The organism is Pseudarthrobacter sp. MOO14, assembly GCF_058267675.1.
Window position 1 is genome coordinate 130,431 of the sequence record NZ_CM177849.1, and the last position, 16,561, is coordinate 146,991.

Annotated in this window: 12 protein-coding genes; 6 read left to right on the plus strand and 6 right to left on the minus strand. The window is 66.2% G+C overall.

Annotated features, from left to right (window positions below):
• The first annotated feature begins 54 nt into the window (after positions 1 to 54).
• Together AC4EEV_RS00585 and rpsA are read left to right on the plus strand one after the other, a co-directional pair.
• Positions 55 to 1,353 (plus strand): GNAT family N-acetyltransferase, encoded by a 1,299-nt coding sequence (locus AC4EEV_RS00585; RefSeq protein ID WP_018761234.1) that lies wholly within the window; start codon positions 55 to 57, stop codon positions 1,351 to 1,353.
• A gap of 232 nt (positions 1,354 to 1,585) precedes the next feature.
• Positions 1,586 to 3,061 (plus strand): 30S ribosomal protein S1, encoded by a 1,476-nt coding sequence (gene rpsA / locus AC4EEV_RS00590; RefSeq protein WP_018761235.1) that lies wholly within the window; start codon positions 1,586 to 1,588, stop codon positions 3,059 to 3,061.
• 120 nt (positions 3,062 to 3,181) lie between these two features.
• On the opposite strand, the gene AC4EEV_RS00595 is transcribed toward rpsA, so the two are convergent.
• The gene (locus AC4EEV_RS00595; protein ID WP_491329918.1) at positions 3,182 to 3,682 is read right to left on the minus strand and encodes a GNAT family N-acetyltransferase; all 501 of its coding nucleotides are present in this window, start codon (positions 3,680 to 3,682) and stop codon (positions 3,182 to 3,184) included.
• Positions 3,666 to 4,355 carry an IMPACT family protein gene (locus tag AC4EEV_RS00600; RefSeq protein WP_026264436.1) on the minus strand — a complete coding sequence of 230 codons (690 nt, stop codon included), beginning with the start codon at positions 4,353 to 4,355 and terminating at the stop codon, positions 3,666 to 3,668. The genes AC4EEV_RS00595 and AC4EEV_RS00600 overlap by 17 nt, the downstream gene beginning before the upstream one ends.
• A gap of 104 nt (positions 4,356 to 4,459) precedes the next feature.
• On the opposite strand from AC4EEV_RS00600, the gene coaE reads away from it, so the two are divergent.
• Together coaE and uvrB are read left to right on the plus strand one after the other, a co-directional pair.
• The gene (gene coaE / locus AC4EEV_RS00605) at positions 4,460 to 5,674 is read left to right on the plus strand and encodes a dephospho-CoA kinase (protein WP_491329919.1); all 1,215 of its coding nucleotides are present in this window, start codon (positions 4,460 to 4,462) and stop codon (positions 5,672 to 5,674) included.
• An 80-nt stretch (positions 5,675 to 5,754) separates the two neighbouring features.
• Positions 5,755 to 7,854 (plus strand): excinuclease ABC subunit UvrB, encoded by a 2,100-nt coding sequence (gene uvrB / locus AC4EEV_RS00610; protein WP_491329920.1) that lies wholly within the window; start codon positions 5,755 to 5,757, stop codon positions 7,852 to 7,854.
• 129 nt (positions 7,855 to 7,983) lie between these two features.
• On the opposite strand, the gene AC4EEV_RS00615 is transcribed toward uvrB, so the two are convergent.
• Positions 7,984 to 9,303 carry an ABC transporter substrate-binding protein gene (locus AC4EEV_RS00615; protein ID WP_491329921.1) on the minus strand — a complete coding sequence of 440 codons (1,320 nt, stop codon included), beginning with the start codon at positions 9,301 to 9,303 and terminating at the stop codon, positions 7,984 to 7,986.
• Between the two features lie 294 nt (positions 9,304 to 9,597).
• Between AC4EEV_RS00615 and AC4EEV_RS00620 the strand changes: the two genes are divergently transcribed.
• Both AC4EEV_RS00620 and AC4EEV_RS00625 read left to right on the plus strand, forming a co-directional pair.
• Positions 9,598 to 10,626, plus strand: coding sequence for a TerC family protein (locus AC4EEV_RS00620; protein ID WP_109044638.1), 1,029 nt, complete (start codon positions 9,598 to 9,600; stop codon positions 10,624 to 10,626).
• Between the two features lie 97 nt (positions 10,627 to 10,723).
• Positions 10,724 to 12,067: an MFS transporter gene (locus AC4EEV_RS00625; protein WP_491329922.1), complete on the plus strand. Its 1,344-nt coding sequence runs from the start codon at positions 10,724 to 10,726 to the stop codon at positions 12,065 to 12,067.
• Here AC4EEV_RS00625 and AC4EEV_RS00630 read toward each other — a convergent pair.
• The 3 genes from AC4EEV_RS00630 to AC4EEV_RS00640 all read right to left on the minus strand — a co-directional run bounded on the left by AC4EEV_RS00630 (position 12,053) and on the right by AC4EEV_RS00640 (position 16,483).
• Complete coding sequence (locus AC4EEV_RS00630; protein WP_491330922.1) at positions 12,053 to 13,336, minus strand: alpha/beta fold hydrolase; 1,284 nt, start codon at positions 13,334 to 13,336, stop codon at positions 12,053 to 12,055. The two genes, AC4EEV_RS00625 and AC4EEV_RS00630, sit on opposite strands and share 15 nt — an antisense overlap.
• Positions 13,337 to 13,397: 61 nt before the next feature.
• On the minus strand, positions 13,398 to 13,913 hold the full coding sequence (locus AC4EEV_RS00635) for a GNAT family N-acetyltransferase (RefSeq protein WP_285318147.1): 516 nt from the start codon (positions 13,911 to 13,913) through the stop codon (positions 13,398 to 13,400).
• Positions 13,914 to 13,939: 26 nt separating this feature from the next.
• Positions 13,940 to 16,483, minus strand: a complete 2,544-nt coding sequence (locus tag AC4EEV_RS00640) for a DEAD/DEAH box helicase (RefSeq protein ID WP_285318145.1) — start codon at positions 16,481 to 16,483, stop codon at positions 13,940 to 13,942.
• Between the last annotated feature and the right edge of the window lie 78 nt (positions 16,484 to 16,561).

Genomic DNA, 16,561 nt, shown 5'->3' on the forward strand with positions numbered 1-16,561 from the left:
GGCCGGCGTGTTTGTGCTGGTCAAGCGCCGGATTCATTGGCTAGGCTCGGGTAAATGGGTGATCTGAGCGGAAACTATGAAATCCGGCGCTTTCCCGCCGTGTCCAAAGGCAACGAAGGGTACGCGGAGGCCGAAACCTGGGCCAAGGCCGTCGGGTTCGGTTTCCACGACTCCACCCGCACCCCCGAGCACCGGGAGCGGTCCCTTGCCACCTATGAGGTCGACGGCCGGATCTTCACCGGGGTTTACCAGACCGGTCCCGTGGCCCCCTCCTCGCTGCCTGCCGAGGTACCCGTTGCCACCTTCGGGACCTTCCGCAAAACCCTGAACATTGGCTTCGGCCGCATGCTGGAAACGCAGATGGTTACGGCCGTGACCGTCCGTACATCGCACCGCCGGCGCGGCCTCCTGCGCCGCATGATGACCGAAGACCTCCAAGCCGCCAAGGACGACGGCATCGCCATGGCAGCGCTGACGGCCTCGGAGGGCAGTATCTACGGCAGGTTCGGCTACGGCGTGGCAAGCCTTGAGCGCACCGTGAAAGTGGACACCACGGCCCGGTTTGCCCTGCGGCACACGGCCACGGGCGCCGTGGAAGTGGCGGACCCCAAAACCCTGTTGGACGTGGCCCCCGCCGTGTTCGAACGCGTCCACCGGCACACGCCAGGGTCCCTCGGCCGGCAGGAATGGTACCGGCACCTGGCCTCCGGGTCGCTGGGACGCGACGGCAAGGAAGATCCCGCCATCAAGGTGGCGCTGCACTACGGCCCGGACGCAACCATCGACGGCTATGTCTCCTACAAGTTCCTTGGCTGGGACACCACCCCCTACACGGTGGAAGTGGTGGACCTTGTCGCCGCCACCGACCATGCCTACCTCGAACTCTGGCAGTACCTGGCCGCCATCGACCTCGTGGAGCGGGTCACCTGGAACGAGGCGCCGGTGGATGATCCCCTTGCCTGGGCCCTGGCTGACCCGCGCTGCATCGACGCCTCGGACAGCCGCGACATGCTCTGGCTCAGGATCCTCGACGTTCCACAAGCCCTCGCTGCGCGCCACTACCCGGCCGATGGCCGGCTGGTCCTCAAAGTCGATGATCCGCTCGGCCTCACGCCGGGGATTTTTGCGCTGACCGTGGAGGGCGGCCAGGCCGGCGTCGAACGCCTGCCCGAAGGCACCGCCGCCGACCTCGAACTGGGCGTCTCCGCGCTGTCCTCGATCTTCCTCGGTGCTGTGTGCCCGGTGACCCTGAAGGCTGCCGGCGCCATCGGCGAGCCACGGCCGGGCGCCGCCCTCGAGGCCCGGCAGATGTTTGCGGTGGAACGGGCGACGCACTGCCTGACCCACTTCTGAGTCCCCGTCCCCGGTCCCGGCCGCTTTGACCCGCGTTGCCGGCACCGACTAGAATAAACGGGCGTGTACCACGTGCACGTCCTTGCGGTCCCAGGCCGCATTGAAAGTAATCCACAAAATCAGGATGACCCGGAGGATCCGTCGGATTCACCGTGAATCGCGCCTGCGTTCCATAACGCGGGCGCGCCGGTTTGCCTGACCGACTAACTATCCACAACGGAGCCCCTACTACATGACCATCACCTCCACCGAGAAGCCCGGTACCCCCGTAGTCGCAATTAACGACATCGGTACCGCTGAGGACTTCCTCGCAGCAGTCGACGCCACCATCAAGTACTTCAACGACGGAGACCTCGTCGAAGGTACCGTCGTCAAGGTCGACCGCGATGAAGTCCTGCTCGACATCGGTTACAAGACCGAAGGTGTCATCCCCTCCCGCGAGCTGTCCATCAAGCACGACGTTGATCCCGGAGACGTCGTCTCCGTCGGCGATCAGGTCGAAGCCCTGGTGCTCACCAAGGAAGACAAAGAAGGCCGCCTGATCCTCTCCAAGAAGCGCGCTCAGTACGAGCGTGCCTGGGGCGACATCGAGAAGGTCAAGGAAGAAGACGGCGTCGTCACCGGTACCGTCATCGAGGTCGTCAAGGGTGGTCTTATCCTCGACATCGGCCTGCGCGGCTTCCTGCCCGCATCCCTGGTCGAAATGCGCCGCGTGCGCGACCTGGCTCCGTACATCGGTCAGCAGATCGAAGCCAAGATCATCGAGCTGGACAAGAACCGCAACAACGTTGTGCTGTCCCGCCGTGCATGGCTCGAGCAGACCCAGTCCGAGGTCCGCTCCACCTTCCTCAACAAGCTCGAAAAGGGCCAGGTCCGTCCCGGCGTCGTGTCCTCCATCGTCAACTTCGGTGCCTTCGTGGACCTGGGCGGCGTCGACGGCCTGGTTCACGTTTCCGAGCTGTCCTGGAAGCACATCGACCACCCGTCCGAGGTTGTCGAGGTTGGCCAGGAAGTCACCGTCGAGGTCCTCGAGGTGGACCTGGACCGCGAGCGTGTCTCCCTGTCGCTCAAGGCTACGCAGGAAGATCCGTGGCAGACCTTCGCCCGTACCCACGCCCTGGGCCAGGTTGTCCCGGGTAAGGTCACCAAGCTGGTTCCGTTCGGTGCGTTCGTCCGCGTCGAAGACGGCATCGAAGGCCTGGTCCACATCTCCGAGCTCGCCGTGCGCCACGTTGAGCTGGCCGAGCAGGTTGTCTCCGTTGGCGACGAACTGTTCGTCAAGGTCATCGACATCGACCTCGAGCGCCGCCGCATCTCGCTGTCCCTCAAGCAGGCCAATGAGGGCGTCGACGCCGACAGCACCGAATTCGATCCCGCCCTGTACGGCATGGCCGCAGAGTACGACGAAGAGGGCAACTACAAGTACCCCGAGGGCTTCGACCCCGAGTCCAACGAATGGCTCGAGGGCTACGAGAACCAGCGCGCCGCCTGGGAACAGCAGTACGCTGACGCCCAGACCCGCTGGGAAGCACACAAGAAGCAGGTTGCCCAGCACGCTGCCGACGACGCTGCAGCTGCAACGTCCGGTGACAGCGATTCCGGCGCTACCAGCTACTCCTCCGAGCCTGCTGCCACCGACACCGGTGCCGGCACCCTGGCCTCGGACGAGGCACTTGCTGCTCTCCGCGAGAAGCTGACCGGCAACTAGTTGCCACCGGTGCCGGGTTCATCCCGGCACCAACGCGAACAGGCCCCCTGCCTCTGGCAGGGGGCCTGTTCTCGTTGCTGCGGGTCCCGGGCGCTGCTGCGGCGACAGCGCCTCCCGCCCTCACAGGTGGACGACGGCGTGGACCGTTCCATCGTCGTCGGGCGTCAGAACGGCGCCGGCCGCCTCGAGGAGCCGCTGGGCTTTGAGGTTACCGGCCAAAGTGCGGGCAGTGACGCGGTGCAGGCCCGCCATGCGGGCCTCCTCAAGGACCAGCCCCAGGGCGGCGCGGGCGACCCCGCGGGAGCGAAAGCTCCGTCCCAGCCAGATGCCGGTTTCGGCCGAAAGCACATCGGTGTGGGCTTCCCGTTTGAGCCGGACGGAACCGGCTATGTCACCGACACTGAACACGGCCCAGGATTTCTCCGCCGCGGGGCCGTCAAGGCCGGCGGCTGCCGCGTGGTGGTAGCTGAAGAACCAGGCGGTGCGCTCAAGGTTCCAGCCGGGGCCGCCGAGCGGGGGAGCCACTTCGTCAGGGGAGGCATCACGTTTGGCCAGTTCGAGCAGCTGGTCCGCGACAGCCCGGTCCACATCCACGATGGTGACCTCAGGCAAGGCGTTCATCAACCCACTCCGTTCCTTCGGGAGTCAGCGCAGCGGAGCCTGCGGTGAGCTGCTGGATCCGTTCAGTTGCTGCCGCAATGGCATCGGCATGGTCGGGTACGGCGATGCGCAGGACCGTGAGGCGGTCCTGGTAGGACGTTTCCGCCATTACCAGGCCGGCGGCGCGCAGGTCGTTCTCCAGCCGGCCGGCCCCGGCGTGCGGCACCGCCGTCCAGCAGATCCGCAGCCTGCTGCGCCGGATCAGGGGTGCCTGTTCCAGTGCCGCGGAGACAGATTCCGAGTAGGCGCGGACCAGGCCGCCCGCGCCCAGCAGCACTCCGCCGAAATAGCGCACGACGACGGCACTGACGTCGCTGAGGTCGGCCACCCCGGGTGCCGTTTCCCTTTTCACCAGCGCTTCGAGCATGGGGATCCCTGCGGTGCCCGCGGGCTCGCCGTCGTCGCTGGAGCGCTGGATGCTGCGGTCCGGGCCGATGACGAACGCGGAGCAGTGGTGCCGGGCATCGTGGAACTCGCGGCGAAGCCCGGCAGCCAGTTCCCGGGCGTCCTCCTCCGTTCCGGCCCTGCGGAGGACGGTGATGAACCTGGACCGCTTGATCTCCAGCTCGTGCCGGACGTCATGGCCGGCCGCCAACGTGGTGTAAGTAGTGGTCCTGCTGTCTTGCGCTTGCACCCGGCCCAGTCTAGCGGCGGCGGGAACCGGCGCTTTCGGGGTTCGGTGGACACTCCATGACGCCACGGACGCCGGCTTCGCACCGGGTTCAGTAGGGTGGGAGGGTGTTGAAAATCGGCTTGACGGGCGGAATCGCCTCAGGGAAATCGCTGGTGGCGGCCCGGCTGAAGGAGCGCGGCGCGATCCTGGTGGATGCGGATGCACTGGCCCGGGAGGTGGTGGAGCCCGGGACCCAAGGCCTGGAACAGATCGCTGCCGAGTTCGGCGCGGACATGCTCGACGGCGACGGGCGGCTTGACCGCGCGCGCCTCGGCGAAGCGGTGTTCGGCCAGCCGGAGCGCCTGGCGGCCCTGAACGCCATCGTCCACCCCCTGGTGCGGGCCCGCGCGGCCGAGCTGACGGCAGCGGCACCGGATGACGCCGTCGTGGTCCAGGACATTCCCCTGCTGGTCGAGACCGGGCAGGGGAGCAGCTTCCACCTTGTCGTGGTGGTGGACGCTCCCGATGACGTTCGGCTGCAGCGCATGCAGGCGCTGCGGGGGATGACCCCGGAAGCGGCGCGTTCACGGATGGCCGCCCAGGCCACCCGCGAGCAACGCCTGGCAGCCGCCGACGTCGTGCTGGACAACTCCGGCACCGTGGAGCAGCTCCTGGACCAGGTGGACCGGCTCTGGGAACAGCGGTTGCAGCCTTACGCCCGCAACCTCGCCGCCGGGACCCGGGCCCCGCGTACCGGCGGGCCGGTCCTTGCCCCGCACAGCCGGGACTGGTCCCGGCAGGCCGCGCTGATCGCGGCGCGGCTGAGGGCGGCCGCCCCTGACGCCATCCTGGCGGTGGACCACATAGGCTCCACCGCCGTCCCCGGCCTGGCTGCCAAGGACGTCATCGACCTCCAGGTGGCCGTGCCCGACCTGGCGGCGGCAGCTGCGATCGCACCGCTCCTGGCCGCTGCCGGATACCCGGCGGTGCGGGGGATCGAATCGGACACGCCGAAACCCGGTACGCCGGATCCCGCGTCATGGCTCAAGCGATTCCACGCCAACGCGGATCCAGGCCGGGCGGTGAACGTGCATGTGCGGCCGGCCGGCTCGGCCGGATGGCGATATGCGCTGATGTTCCGGGACTGGCTGCGGAACGATCCTTCCGCGCTTGCGCTCTACCAGGCGCACAAGGCGGACCTCGCCCGCCGCTTTTCCGACTCCGCCGGAACCGGATCCTACGCTGAGGCGAAGGAACCGTGGTTCACCGACGTTGCCTGGCCGGCGATGTCCGCATGGGCCCGGACAGCCGGGTGGGCGCCGCCGTCGTACGCGTCGTGAACGGCCGCCCCGTCCCGGCGCTTGTTCGCCCGTAACGGATTGGACGCTTCACTGTCGGTGCCCGGCTGTAAATTAGATCCATGAGCCTTGCGCAGGAGATCAACCGTGTTGTAGCGCCCTTTGAAGTCATCAGCGAATTCAAGCCCGCGGGTGACCAGCCGGCCGCCATCGCGGAGCTGACCGAACGCATCAACAACGGGGAGAAGGACGTGGTGCTCCTCGGCGCCACCGGTACCGGCAAAAGCGCCACCACCGCGTGGCTCATTGAGCAGGTCCAGCGGCCAACCCTGGTGATGGTCCAGAACAAGACCCTTGCCGCCCAGCTCGCCAACGAATTCCGCGAACTGCTGCCCAACAACGCGGTGGAGTACTTCGTCTCCTACTACGACTACTACCAGCCCGAAGCCTACGTGGCGCAGACGGACACCTTCATCGAGAAGGATTCCTCCATTAACGAGGAAGTGGAACGGCTCCGGCACTCCGCCACCAACGCGCTGCTGACCCGCCGGGACGTGATCGTGGTGGCCACCGTGTCCTGCATCTACGGCCTGGGAACCCCGGAGGAATACATCTCCGGCATGGTCACCCTGCGCAAGGGTGCAGAAATGAACCGGGACGACCTCCTGCGCAAGTTTGTTTCCATGCAGTACGCGCGCAACGACGTCGACTTCCACCGCGGCACCTTCCGGGTCCGCGGGGACACCGTGGAAATCATTCCGATGTATGAGGAACTGGCCATCCGGATCGAGTTCTTCGGCGACGAAATCGAGAACATCCACACCCTCCACCCGCTGACCGGTGAGGTCATCCGCGACGAGGAAGAGATGTACGTCTTCCCGGCATCGCACTATGTGGCTGGACCGGAGCGGATGGCGCGGGCCATCAAGCGGATCGAGGATGAACTCGCGGACCGGCTGAAGGTGCTGGAAAGCCAAAACAAGCTCGTCGAAGCCCAGCGGCTGCGGATGCGGACCACCTACGACCTCGAAATGATGCAGCAGATGGGCTTCTGCAACGGCATCGAAAACTACTCCGCCCATATCGACGGCCGGGAACCGGGCACCGCCCCGCACTGCCTCCTGGACTACTTCCCGGACGACTTCCTGCTGGTGGTGGACGAGTCCCATGTAACCATTCCGCAGATCGGCGCCATGTACGAGGGCGACATGTCCCGTAAGCGGAACCTCGTGGACTTTGGCTTCCGCCTTCCGTCCGCCATGGACAACCGGCCGCTGAAATGGGACGAGTTCCTCCAGCGGGTGGGCCAGACCGTCTACCTTTCGGCCACCCCGGGCAAGTACGAACTTGGCAAGGCGGACGGATTCGTCCAGCAGATCATCCGTCCCACCGGGCTGGTGGATCCCGAAGTGGTGGTCAAGCCCACCAAGGGACAGATCGATGACCTCCTCGGTGAGATCAAGACCCGGGTGGAGAAGGACGAACGCGTCCTGGTGACCACGCTGACCAAACGTATGGCGGAGGACCTCACAGACTACCTGCTGGGTCACGGCGTGAAAGTGGAGTACCTGCACTCGGATGTCGATACCCTGCGCCGAGTGGAACTCCTGCGCGAGCTGCGGATGGGCTCCTTCGATGTCCTGGTGGGCATCAACCTCCTCCGTGAGGGCCTTGACCTGCCAGAGGTGTCGCTGGTCAGCATCCTGGATGCGGACAAGGAAGGGTTCCTGCGTTCGTCCACGTCGCTGATCCAGACCATCGGCCGTGCAGCCCGCAATGTCTCGGGCCAGGTGCACATGTACGCGGACCGGATCACCGACTCCATGGCCCTCGCCATCGACGAAACCAACCGCCGCCGCGCCATCCAGGTCGCCTACAACAAAGACCATGGCGTCGATCCCCAGCCGTTGCGCAAGAAGATCGCCGACATCACGGACCAGTTGGCCAAGGAAGATGCCGACACCGAGGAACTGCTCAAGAACAACCGGCTCGCCAAGGGCGCCAAGCGGGCCAAGTCCGGAGCCAAGGGTGCGGCCCAGGTCCGTGCGGATGGTTTGGCGGCAGCTCCGGCCGAGGACCTGGTGGGACTGATCGAGCAGCTTACCGAACAGATGCACGGAGCCGCCGCCGAACTGCAGTTCGAAGTGGCGGCGCGGATCCGCGACGAGGTCAGCGATCTGAAGAAAGAACTGCGCCAGATGCAGGCCGCCGGCCACGCCTAGGCGGTCTCGTTCCAGGCCTGCCCGGAGGACGGGATGGGCTGCCCGGAGGACGGGATGGGCTGCCCATGGAACGGCGGGCACCTCCGTGGGGAGGTGCCCGCCGTCGTTAACGCATGTGGTGCCGGGGTTTCACTTCCTGGCCGAGTCGATCATTCCCTTTGCTTCGTCCATCAGGCCCTTGGCTGCGTCAGCGGGGGACTTCCGGTCGAACAAGACGTCCGTGCAGTACCGCTGGATCAGCGCCTGAACCCCGGAGGAGCCGGTTGGGGGCACCGGCGGGCCGCTCTGCAGGTCAGGCTTGATGTCCTTCAGGAATGCCGCCGCGGACTTGTCCGCCGGGGTCAGCAGCGGGTCGATTGCCGCCTGGACTTCTGAGTTCGTGGGGAAGCCGCGCTCGGTCAGGATGGTCTTGGCTGAGTCCAGGTTGTTGAGCATGTAGTTGACCACCTCAGCAGCTTCCTTGGGATGCTTGCTGCGCGAAGACACGGACCAGAACATGGATGGTTTGTAGGACATTCCGTTGTCCTTCGCGCTGCCTGTGGAACTGGGCGCGCGCAGGATCTTGACGTCGGTCTTCAGCGCCGACTGAAGCGCATTGACCTGGTTGGTCCACCACCACGACATCGCAGTCTTGCCGGTGGCGAAGAGGGTCTGTTCCACCGGGGCGCTGATGTCCTCGGTGGCAATGTTGGCCGGCGGGGCAGCTCCGGCGTTGCGCAGGTCCACGAGGTTCTGGAAGAAGGACGTGGCGGTGCTTTCCTTGAAGCCGAGGCCGCCGTCCGCCGAGTAGAGCGATTCGCCGTGCTGCATCGCCCACGTGTTCAGGTCGGAGTCCGTCAGCGAGTAGGAGCTGCCGTAGTTGGTTTGGCCCGCCTTGGCAGCGGCCTTTGCGATCTGGGCGGCGGTCTTGGTGTAGTCAGCCCACGTCCAGGTCTTGTCGTCCGGGATGGGCACACCGTAGTCCTGGAACATCTTGGCGTTGATCATGACGGCCTTGGCGTTCTGCCCGGTGCTGAGGCCAAACTGCTTACCGCTGACCTGGCCCGAGTCAAGGGCGTCCTGGTCGATCTTGGAGGTGTCGATATTGCTTTGCTTGGACAGGTCCAGGAGGGCGCCCCGGCCGCCATACTCAGCGATATAGGCCTGGTCCATCTGGATCACGTCGGGGGAATCATTGGCGGCGGTGGTTGTGGCCAGTTTGTCCCAGTAGCTGCTCCACACTCCGGGCTCGGCCTGGATCTTGATGTTGGGGTGGGAGGCCTGGAACGCGTCGATCACCTGTTGGGTTTCTTTGTTGCGGAGGTCGTTGCCCCACCACGTGAAGCGGACCGTGACGTTCCCGCCGCCGTCGCCGGCCGAGGAGGGAGAACAGCCGGTGGCAAGCAAGGCGAGGGTGGCCGCAGCTGCGAGCGACTTGACCATCGTGCTGGTGCGAAGCGAAGTCTTCATTGACCGTGACTTTCTGGAGGGGTCTAACAGATGGGGCGAGAAACCGCTTTCTCACTGGATGTGATTATGACAGCAGCGTCTGCCGGGGGTCAATGGTTCCGGGAAACCGTTATCCAACGGCGTTGCTGGGGTAGAGTTGAAGGCACGTAGGGGAGTATCCCAAAGCGCTACGATCGTCAACACGCAGGGCATGGTTGCCCCGCCGGGCGTAGCGGGCCGCCGCTTCAGCACCAAGTGCACTGGCAGGCCGGAGAGACTTACACCATTTTGTGTACCCTGCGAAAGGCTGTCCCTGTGCTCGACTTGCCCGTATGGTTCGAGGTTGGCTCATTTGTCATCCTTGGCCTGATCCTCCTGACCGACCTCCTCCTGGTGGTCCGCCGGCCCCATGAACCCTCCATGAAGGAAGCCGGCCTGTGGGTTGCCTTCTATGTCGCACTGGCCATGGCCTTCGCCGGAGCGATGTTCGCCTTTACCGGCCCCGAGTTCGGCAGCCAGTTCGTCGCGGGCTGGGTCACGGAATACAGCCTCAGCATCGACAACCTGTTCGTCTTCATCATCATCATGGCCAGGTTCTCCGTACCGCGGAAATACCAGCAGGAAGTGCTGATGGTGGGGATCATCATCGCGCTCATCCTGCGCGGCATCTTCATCCTGCTCGGCGCCATTGTCATTGAACAGTTCAGCTGGGTGTTCTACATCTTCGGCGCATTCCTGCTGTGGACGGCCTGGAAGCAGGCCCAGGACGAAGGCGAAGAGGAAGAAGACCGCGAGAACCCCCTGATCGCCAGGATCCGCAAAGTCATCCCCATGTCGGAGAAGTTCGACGGCGGCAAGCTGCGGACCACGGTGAACGGCAAGAAGGTGTTCACCCCGATGGTGATCGTCTTCATCACCATCGGCCTCACGGACCTCCTGTTCGCCGTGGACTCCATTCCGGCGATCTTCGGCCTCACCCAGAGCCCCTTCATCGTCTTCACCGCCAACCTGTTCGCCCTGATGGGGTTGCGTCAGCTGTACTTCCTCCTCGGCGGCCTGATGAACCGGCTGATCTACCTCAAGCACGCACTCTCCTTCATCCTGGCGTTCATCGGCGTCAAGCTCGTCCTGCACGCCATGCACGTCAACGAACTGCCCTTCATCAACGGCGGACGCCACATCGAGTGGGCACCCGAGATTCCGACCTTCGTGTCGTTGGCAGTCATCGTGGGCACCATCATCGTTGCCGTGGTGGCCAGCCTGCTGAGCTCCAAGGCCAAGGCGGCGGCGATCGATCCGCGGCTCGAGGAAGACGCCCGGAAGAGCCACAGCGACGTCGACTAGGCGTCCGCTGCACCTCTGCAACAGGTAATCCCGGCCCCGCCGGGATTACCTGTTTAAGCCCCTGCATCAGGCGGCAGCGCAGGACTATGCTCGGATCATGGCCAGCACAGCAGCGGACCAGCGCGTGCGCCAGGTGCAGCGGCGCACCGTTGTGCTCCTGGGGACAGCCCAGGTCTTCGGCGGCATCGGCACCGGGGCAACCGTGTCGATCGGTTCCATCCTGGCCGTGGAATTGTCCGGTTCCAGCGCGTGGGCAGGGGCCGTGGCAACGGTCATGACGCTGGGGGCCGCGGCAGCCGCACTTCCGCTGGCGTCGTTGGCCGACCACCGAGGGCGCAGGGCGGGCCAGGTGGCGGGTCTTTCAGCGGCCTTGGCAGGTGCGCTTCTTATGGTCCTGGCCGTCGTGTCCGGGCTCTTTATCCTCCTGGTCCTGGGTGCCGCAGGCATCGGCGTCGGCACTGCGGCCACCCTTCAGGCACGGTTCGCGGCCGTGGACCTTGCAGCCCCCGAACACCGGGGGAGGGCGCTGTCGACGGTGGTCTGGGCCGTGACCGTCGGCGCCGTGACGGGGCCAAACCTCATCCAGCCCGGCACGGTGGTGGGCACGGCACTGGGCCTGCCGCCGGTGGCCGGACCATTCGTCATCGCCGCGGCGGGATTGCTGATTGCCTCCGTGCTGATGTTCGCCGGGCTTCGCCCCGACCCGCTGTTGCTGGCACGCCAGCTCGCGGCTGCGGGAGCCAACACCGCCCAAGACCATGACCCGGCACGCCCGGACGGTGTGGCGGCCGGGCGTGCCGGCGGTTCACTCATCCGCGGGCTCCATGCCATCAGGGACTCCCGGACGGCGGTCCTGGCGGTGACAGCCGTCGTCGCCGCCCACGCAGTGATGGTGGGCGTGATGTCCATGACGCCGCTGCATCTGCAGCACCTGGTGGAAGGGCCTGCGTTCCACCCAGGGCACGTCGCCGAGGGGGACGTGCTGGTGATCATTGGCTTCACCATCTCGCTGCACATCGCCGGGATGTTCGCCCTGTCGCCGGTCATGGGCTGGCTGACGGACAGGGCCGGCCGGATCGAGACCATCGTGATCGGTTTCGCAGTGTTGGTCGCGGCGGTGGTGGTCGCAGGCCTTGGACAGTCTTCCACCCCCGCTGTTGCGGCAGGCCTTGTCCTGTTGGGCGTTGGCTGGTCGGCTGCGACCATCTCCGGGTCCACGCTGCTGGCCGAAAGCGTGGGACGCGACGCCCGGGTCGCGGTGCAGGGCGTCTCGGACATGCTGATGGGCGCTGCCGGAGCGGCAGGCGGTGCGGTGTCGGGGCTCGTCCTGGGCGCCGCCGGCTACCTCGGCCTGAACCTCATCGGTGCCGCCATCGGTGCCGCGGTGCTGGCGGCGGCCATTCTCGCCCGCGCCTCACGCCGCCGGTCAGCGGCCGCCTGAACGCGCCATCCCCAGCAGGCGGGCAAAGATCCGCTCGCCGTCGTCGGCGATTCCATCGTGATGGAAATCGGCGGTCTCCCACACCTGCAGTCCGCGGACCGCTGCCGCCGTCCGAAGGGAGAGGTCCCGGGCAACGTAGATGTCGTCGGTGTAGACGGCCGCTGCCACGGGAACGGTATTGGCAGCCAGCGCCCGCGAGTCGTACAGCGGCTTCCAGTCCCGCTTGGCTGCCAGCAGTTCGGCCACGTCCCGGAGCGGCTGCAAGGCGGGATCCTGCTCGAAGTACCACGGGTACACCATCTCGCCGGTCAGGAGCAGCGGCTCGGCGTCGGGCCTGAACCAGGGGTTTTCACCCAGCATCCGCCACGCGGACCAGTTGGTCGCCTGCCCCTGGCCAAAGATGGATTCGTGCATGAGCGCATACAGCGGGTTGGAGCGGCGGGAGACGACGGCCTGGAGCTGTTCCAGGAAGGCATCGGACAGGCGGGGTCCACCGGGAGCGGCGACGAAGGCATCTTCCAGGAGATAGTGGAGGCTGTCCACCCGCGTGTTGCCGCCCAGGAATGACCCGGCCATCTGGAACCGCTCCACGGTGAGGGGCGCGCCGTCGGGCATGATCTCGGTCGTGGACCGCAGGTGCCGGGCGATCCGTTCCACCGTCTCCCGGTCCTCGGGGTACCAGCCGAAGTATTCCCCGTTCCGGGCGGCGACGCGCTGGAACGTGGCACGGTAGACGTCGTCGGCGCTGCCGGCGAGCGGCGCCAGGCCACCGGTGATGAGTGCTTCGCGGAGTCCTTCCGGCGCGAAGGAGAGATAGGTCAGGGCGCAAAAGCCGCCGTAGCTTTGGCCGTAGATGGTCCAGGGCGCTGATTCGAGGGCGGCACGGATCAGTTCCGCGTCCGCCACGATCGAATCGGCCCGGAAGTGCTCCAGGTAGGCAGCCTGTGCGGCCGCATCCCCCCGCGCCGGCAGCGTATGCCTGTCGATGGGGGTGGACAGGCCCGTACCCCGCTGGTCCAGCATCAGGATGCGGAACTCTGCCGCCGCAGCCTTCCCCCAGCCGCCCAGGGAAGCCCACCTGTTGCCGCGGCCGCCAGGACCGCCCTGAAGGAAGAGGAGCCAGGGCAGCGCGGCCGCCGCCTCCTCGCTGTACGCGGCGGAGACGTACTCGCGGGCGAAAACGGTGATGGTCTCAGCCGCCGGGGCGGAAGGATCATCTGGAGCGAAGTGGTCCAGGGGGACGGTGAACCAGTGTTCGACGGTCCGCATACCCCGGAAGGCGTGGCTGGCGCCAACGCGATGCCTGGCGGCAAGTGCCGCGCTGTGCCGCTCAGCCACGCGCGGCTGCGGGGACGGAGGTGCCGGACTGCGCCCGGCCGAACCGGTCCAGTGCCTGGCCGGTGAGCCGGAAGGTTGACCATCCGTCCATGGGGACGGCGCCGACGCGGCGGTAGAAGTTGATGGACGGCTCGTTCCAGTCCAGCACGCTCCATTCCACCCGCGCGTAGCCGTTCTCGACGGCAATCCCGGCCAAGTGCTGCAGCAGCGCCTTGCCGTGTCCTTCGCCCCGCGCTCCGGGGCTGACGTAGAGGTCTTCCAGGTAGATCCCGTGCACGCCCTCCCAGGTGGAATAGTTCAGGAACCAAAGGGCGAAACCCTGCACTTCACCGGCCGTGTTCTCAGCCATGGCCGCGAACACGCTTGGGTTGCCGCCGAACAAGGCCCGCTCCAGCAGTTCGGGAGTGTTCCGGACGGCGTCCGGTTCCTTCTCGTAATCGGCCAGTTCGTGGATCATCCGGAGAATGGCGGGAACGTCGTGCGGGGTGGCGGGGCGGATAACACTCATTGCTCGAGCTTACCGCCGGTCCCGCGTCAGAGCCGGTTCACGTCCGTCACCCTGACCACGGCGGTCCCGGTGTCGTCCGACTCGGCCAAGTCCACCTCGGCCGAGATCCCCCAGTCGTGGTTGCCTGCCGGGTCGTCGAAGATCTGGCGGACTTTCCACGTGCCGCGCTCCTCGGTGATGATGAGCAGGCCCGGCCCGCGGGCGTCCGGGCCCGTACCGATGTCGTCGTGTTCGTCGAAGTAGTCGTCCAGCGCGTCTTCCCAGCGCTCGGCACCCCACCCGGATCCGGCGTCGAGTTCACCCAGCGCGGCGGCGTCCTCGTCGGCGAACAGTTCCACGCGGCGGAACATCTCGTTGCGCACCATCACCCGGAACGCGCGGATGTTGGAGGTCAACGACGGCGGGGCAGGCGGTGGCGCGTCGTGCGGCGTGGGCGCCGCGCCGGAGGCCAGTTCCTCCCACTCGTCCAGGAGGCTGGAATCCACCTGCCGCACCAGCTCGCCGAGCCAGGCGGTCAGGTCCTCAAGGTCTTCCCGCAGCATGTCCTGGGGCACGGTCTGGCGGAGCGCTTTGAAGGCATCGGCCAGGTAGCGCAGCACGATCCCTTCGGAACGGGCCAGACCGTAGAACTGCACGAATTCGCCGAAATTCATGGCGCGCTCGTACATATCGCGGACCACCGACTTCGGCGCGAGCTCGAAGTCGCCCACCCACGGTGCAGCCTTCCGGTACACCTCGAAGGCCTCGCCCAGGATCTCCGCGAGAGGTTGCGGGTAGGTGACCTCGTCCAGCATGGCCATCCGCTGGTCGTAGTCGATACCGTCCGCCTTCATGGCGGCCACCGCTTCGCCGCGGGCCTTCTTCTGCTGCGCGGAGAGGATCTGCCGCGGTTTCTCCAAGGTCGCCTCAATCACGGACACAGCGTCCAGGGCGTACGACGGCGACTCCGGGTCGAGGAGGTCCAGCGCCGCGAGGGCGAACGGGGAGAGCGGCTGGTTCAAGGCGAAGTTCGGCTGCAGGTGGACGGTCAGCCGCACGGTGCGGCCGTCAGGTCCCTGTTCTTCCGGCGGGATGCGTTCCACCACCTCGGCGGCCAGGAGTTCCCGGTAAATCCCCAGCGCCTTCTTCATCAGCCGCAGCTGGGACGACCGTGGCTCGTGGTTTTCGGTCAGCAGCCTCCTGGCAGCGGCAAACGGGTCCCCGGGCCGCTCCATCAGGTTCATCAGCATGGCGTGCGTGACGGTGAAACTCGACGTCAGCGGGTCCGGCACGGATTCCACCAGCCGTTTGAACGTCGGCTCGCCCCACGAGACGAAACCTTCAGGCGGCTTCTTCTTCACCACCTGGCGCAGCTTCTTCTGGTCATCGCCGAACTTGGCGGTGGCCTTCGCCATCGCCTTCACGTTCTCGATGACGTGCTCGGGTGCCTGCACCACGACGGTCCCGGCGGTGTCGTACCCTGCCCGTCCGGCGCGGCCGGCAATCTGGTGGAACTCGCGTGAGTTGAGCAGCCGGGTCCGGACGCCGTCGTACTTGCTAAGGGCGGTGAGGAGCACTGTCCTGATGGGGACGTTGATGCCGACGCCCAGGGTGTCCGTGCCGCAGATTACCTTCAGCAGACCGGCTTGAGCCAGCTGCTCCACCAGCCGGCGGTACTTGGGCAGCATGCCGGCGTGGTGCACGCCGATTCCGTGGCGCACCAGCCTGTTCAGTGTCTTCCCGAACCCGGCGGCGAACCGGAAGTTGGCAATCAGCTCGGCGATCTTGTCCTTTTCCTCCCGGGTGCACACGTTGATGCTCATCAGGTTCTGGGCGCGGTCGATCGCTTCGAGCTGGCTGAAGTGCACCACATAGACCGGCGCCTGTTTGGTGGAAAGCAACTCTTCCAGCGTTTCGTGGACCGGGCTCTGGTGGTAGTAGTAGTGCAGCGGGATGGGCCGCTCCGCAGAGCTCACGGTGGTGGTGGGCCGGCCCGTCAAGGACGTCAGGCCTTCCTCGAAGCGGGTCACGTCCCCCAGCGTTGCTGACATCAGCAGGAACTGTGCCTGCGGAAGCTCCAGCAGCGGCACCTGCCAGGCCCAGCCGCGCTGCGGGTCCGAGTAGAAGTGGAATTCATCCATGATCACGGCGCCCAGTTCTGCCGCGGAGCCCTCGCGCAGGGCGATGTTGGCGAGGATCTCGGCCGTGCAGCAAATGATGGGGGCGTCCTGGTTCACGCCGGAGTCGCCGGTAATCATCCCCACGTTCTCCGCGCCGAAGATGTCGCAGAGCGCAAAGAACTTTTCCGATACGAGGGCCTTGATGGGCGCCGTGTAATAGCTGCGCCTGCCCTGGGCCATCGCCTGGAAGTGCGCTGCGATGGCTACCAGGGACTTGCCGGATCCGGTGGGCGTGGCCAGGATGACGTTCGCCCCGGTGGCCAGCTCCATGATTGCCTCATCCTGCGCCGGGTAGAGCGCGAGCCCCCGGCTTTCCGTCCACTCCACGAACAGGGTGTAGAGGGCGTCCGGGTCGACGGCGGAGGCCTGGTTGGGGACGGACAGATCGGTCAGCTGGTCAAGGAGTTTCATTGACTTCCACCTTAGTGCCACGTCATGTCCGTGCTCCCGCCCATGGCCGGGTTAGGCTCGGCCTGGCCGTGTGCGCAG

Excerpts from the sequence above, each read along its gene's own strand:
- AC4EEV_RS00585 (WP_018761234.1), top strand. The coding sequence starts at position 55 with ATGGGTGATCTGAGCGGAAACTATGAAATCCGGCGCTTTCCCGCCGTG.
- rpsA (WP_018761235.1), top strand. The coding sequence starts at position 1,586 with ATGACCATCACCTCCACCGAGAAGCCCGGTACCCCCGTAGTCGCAATT.
- AC4EEV_RS00595 (WP_491329918.1), bottom strand. The coding sequence starts at position 3,682 with ATGAACGCCTTGCCTGAGGTCACCATCGTGGATGTGGACCGGGCTGTC.
- uvrB (WP_491329920.1), top strand. The coding sequence starts at position 5,755 with ATGAGCCTTGCGCAGGAGATCAACCGTGTTGTAGCGCCCTTTGAAGTC.
- AC4EEV_RS00615 (WP_491329921.1), bottom strand. The coding sequence starts at position 9,303 with ATGAAGACTTCGCTTCGCACCAGCACGATGGTCAAGTCGCTCGCAGCT.
- AC4EEV_RS00625 (WP_491329922.1), top strand. The coding sequence starts at position 10,724 with ATGGCCAGCACAGCAGCGGACCAGCGCGTGCGCCAGGTGCAGCGGCGC.
- AC4EEV_RS00630 (WP_491330922.1), bottom strand. The coding sequence starts at position 13,336 with ATGCGGACCGTCGAACACTGGTTCACCGTCCCCCTGGACCACTTCGCT.
- AC4EEV_RS00635 (WP_285318147.1), bottom strand. The coding sequence starts at position 13,913 with ATGAGTGTTATCCGCCCCGCCACCCCGCACGACGTTCCCGCCATTCTC.
- AC4EEV_RS00640 (WP_285318145.1), bottom strand. The coding sequence starts at position 16,483 with ATGAAACTCCTTGACCAGCTGACCGATCTGTCCGTCCCCAACCAGGCC.